Raw genomic sequence first — 2732 nt, 5'->3', positions numbered from 1 at the left:
GATCGAATCGTTGAACGCCCGCTACCGGCGAGCAGTCCGAGCGCGAGGGCATTTCCCCAGCGAGCAGGCCGCGATGAAATGTCTGTACCTTGTCACCCGCAGCCTCGTCACCCGCAGCCTCGACCCGACCGGACGAGGCCACACCCGATGGATGATGCGCTGGAAGCCAGTCCTCAACGCCTTCGCCATCACTTTCGGTGACCGCTGGCCGGGCGCCGAGCACTACTGACAACATCGCCGGAACCACCGTTCTCGTTACAGACCCCGGCGTTGGGGGCTCCCGTGTCCACGCCGGCCCGGCGGTCCGAATCATCCCGCCCCGGGGTCCGGGCGGGACGGGGTGGGGGTCACTCCGCGCTGTCGTCGCAGCGCACAGCGTGATCGGTGATCGATCTCCTTGTCCCCCAGGATGATCACGCGGCTGCCGGAGGGACGCTCGACGACGGCGCGGGAGCCGTGGTCGTCGGGCCCGGGGCCGGGGTGGTCGGGTCGGTGGCGGGCGGGGTGGTGACCGGCGGGGTGGCCGGAGCGGGGGAGCCCTCCGCCGGTGTGTTCGGGCCCGTGCTGGTCGCCGGCGGCGTGGTGACCGGCGGGGGCGACACCACCGGGGCGGACGGCACGGCCGGTCCCGGAGCAGCCGGAGCCGGCACGACCGGGGCGGGCGCGGCCGGAGCGGGGGCGCCGGGCGCGACCGGCGCAGCGGCACCCGCGGCGGGGCGGGCCGCGACGCCCCCGGTGGCTGCGCCACCCGAGGTGCCGGCGCGCGTCCCGCCCACGGGGGCTCCCGCGACCGGGCCGGACGCGTCACCGGCGGCCGGGGCGGCGCCCGGGGCGACCGGGGCCGGTGCGACGGCCGGTGAGCTCAGCACGGGGGCCGCGCTCAGCTCACCGATTCCCGGGCTCGTCGTGGGCCAGAACAGCAGCGCACCGGCGATGGCGGCGGCACCGGCGAGGCCACCGGCACCGACCACCAGGCGCTGCCGGGTGACCAGGCCGCGGCGGGCCGCACCGGCGGGGGCGTCCCGGGTGACCAGGGTGTCCGGCGCGGGACGCTCCGGGCGGGCGATCGCCGGCGCGGTCACCTGTCCGGCCCCGAGGACCGACGTCCGTGCGGGGGCGGGGGGCTGGGCCGTACGGGTGCGGGGGACCGCGGTCAGCGGGCCGGTCGGCGGCTCCGGGTCGAGCAGGGCGACGGCCGTGCGGTCCGGGGCGGGCGCCTCGGTCCGTGCGGTCCGCTCCCGCTCACCGCGGGTCGGCCACGCCGGGGTGGCCCGGTCGCTCCGGTCGCCACGGTCGGCGCTGCCGGCGCGGTCGGCGGCGTCCGGCCCGGGCCGGTCCCACGGGCTGCGCCCGGCGGGGTCGACGGGCTCGCGTGGGGTGGGGACACCGGTCAGCGGCGCCATCCGCACACCGGGCCAGGAGGTCCCCGCCCCCGGCGCGACGGCCAGTGCCGCGCCCCGGGCGGCGTCGGCCACCGGGTCCGCGACGACGGCGACCGGGCGGCCCAGTGCCGCCGAGACCGCCTGCACCACGACCGGCATCCGTGCAGCGCCGCCGGCGAGCAGCACCTCGGCGTCCGGGGCCGCGGCCACGACGTCCTGCACCAGGTCGGTGACCGGCTCGAGCAGCGGGCGGGTGAGCTCGTCGAGGTCGGAGCGGTGGATCCGGACCGCGGCCCGCAGGCCGGGCAGCTCCACCGGGACGGTCGCGACCGTGTCCCGGGACAGCAGCTGCTTGGCGGCGCGGCACTCGTCGCGCAGGGAGGTCAGAGCGGCCACGGTCCGCGGGTCGTCGGGGTCGAGCGCGTCGAACGCGGCGGCCGTGGCCGGGGAGGAGGACCGGACGAAGGCGAACACCGCGTCGTCGACGTCGGCGCCACCGGTCCGGCAGGTCAGCGTGCGGCCGACGGCGTCGGGCAGCACCCCGGGCGCGGCCGCGGCCAGCACGGTCGCGGTGGTCCCGTTGCCCCCCAGGTCGACGACGGCGAGCGGCCCCCCGGCCGGCACGACGGCGCGGTGGGCGAGCGCGACGGCCTGCGGCGCGGTCACCAGCGAGACGGTCAGCCCGCGGCGGCGCAGGGCGGCGGCCAGCAGGTCCCGCTTGTGCCGGCCCCAGCCCACCGGGCAGGTGACGCCGATCCGGGACGGCGGGCCACCGTGCCGGGTGGACACCTCGTCGACCAGGACGCGCACCAGCCGGGCGCACAGGTCCTCGGCCGCGTAGGCGAAGCCGCCCAGCGACAGCGGGGTCGGGTCCCCGACCCGGTCGAGAAAGCCGCGTGCGACACGGTCCGGCTCGGCCGGGGCCCGGCGACGGGCGGGCTCACCACAGAGCAGGTCGCCCCCGGGCGTCGCGACGAGCACCGCGGGGAGCACGTCGCTCCCGTCGCGGCCGCCCAGCCGGACGGACTCCGCGGCGCCCCCCGTGCGCAGCACGGCCGCGGTCACCGAGGTGGCCCCCAGATCGATCCCGAGCAGGTACGACACCACTGCTCCCCCCTCGTCGAACCGGCACGCCGGCGTGGTCCTCTCCCCCGACCCATCGGCGGGGGCCGCTCCGGCGTTAGCTGTGATGTCCAGGGAGGTTGGTCAGCCTGGTGACTGGTGGCTGGCCGCCGATGGCGGAGTGAGCGCGGTGGTGATTGTAGAAGTGCAGCCAGCCGGGTAGGGCGTCGTTGCGTTGGCGGGTCGACTCATAGAGTCGGGCGTAGGCCCAGCCGTCGGCCAGGGTCC

3 protein-coding genes are annotated in these 2732 nt (G+C 78.1%); 1 reads left to right on the top strand and 2 read right to left on the bottom strand.

What is annotated here, in order from left to right:
• Window positions 1–229 (top strand): transposase (locus FVA95_RS28290; RefSeq protein WP_193564440.1); only part of this gene is annotated, 229 nt, incomplete at its 5' end.
• Between the two features lie 184 nt (window positions 230–413).
• On the opposite strand, the gene FVA95_RS28285 is transcribed toward FVA95_RS28290, so the two are convergent.
• Together FVA95_RS28285 and FVA95_RS28280 are read right to left on the bottom strand one after the other, a co-directional pair.
• Window positions 414–2486 (bottom strand): Hsp70 family protein, encoded by a 2073-nt coding sequence (locus FVA95_RS28285; protein WP_149666844.1) that lies wholly within the window; start codon window positions 2484–2486, stop codon window positions 414–416.
• 76 nt (window positions 2487–2562) lie between these two features.
• On the bottom strand, window positions 2563–2732 hold a 170-nt coding region (locus FVA95_RS28280), incomplete at its 5' end, for an integrase core domain-containing protein (protein ID WP_149663001.1).

This window comes from Pseudonocardia sp. EV170527-09, from assembly GCF_008369905.1.
Classification (GTDB): domain Bacteria; phylum Actinomycetota; class Actinomycetes; order Mycobacteriales; family Pseudonocardiaceae; genus Pseudonocardia.
Note: the sequence above shows the minus strand (reverse complement) of the source record. Positions and strands in the feature narration are given on the sequence as shown.